The sequence below is a fragment of the Deltaproteobacteria bacterium genome (assembly GCA_011773515.1).
Classification (GTDB): domain Bacteria; phylum Desulfobacterota; class Deferrimicrobia; order J040; family J040; genus WVXK01.
Genome location: WVXK01000031.1, coordinates 6731 through 7211, shown reverse-complemented (window position 1 = coordinate 7211; position 481 = coordinate 6731). Strand labels below are relative to the sequence as shown.

The 481-nt window shown below is 61.1% G+C and carries 1 protein-coding gene; it reads right to left on the bottom strand.

All coding sequences use genetic code 11. From position 1 onward, the window contains the following. Positions 1 to 34: 34 nt before the first annotated feature. Positions 35 to 481: hypothetical protein (locus GTN70_03625; GenBank protein ID NIO16078.1), on the bottom strand; the 447-nt coding region annotated here is incomplete at its 5' end.

Here is a 481-nt window from a genome sequence, read left to right as displayed (position 1 = left end):
CTGCTATGTAGAGGAGTATCTTTCTCACCGAACGTTAAGCTTTTCTGCCCCCTCTCGGCAACCTGGAGCGCAGGAAGAAAAAGAGGGCGGAAGCAAGGATCAGCACCGTGTCCCAGACCCCGCTGCCGGCGATGGGGCGCCTGCCGTTTACCGTGCACCCGGATTCGTCCTGGGGCTGGGGAGGAAAGGCGGGTGCGGGCGTTGAGATCGCAAAGATATGGTTTTCACCGGAGCCCGCGTCGATCCCGGACCATGCAACGACGGCTTTGCCCGAGCTAAAGTAGGCCAGGGCGGAGCGGTCGAAGATGTCCAGGGGCTCGGGGAGGTCTACGAGGGAGACGGGTTTCTGGTTTTGCGCGATGGAAAAAAGCCCGCCGGAAAATACCGCCGATGCGAAGGTCAGCCCCGTTCCCCCGCCTCCGGTGCCGGATATGTGGATCCTGTTCTCCGTGTCCGACAGGATCACCGGGTTGGAAAATTC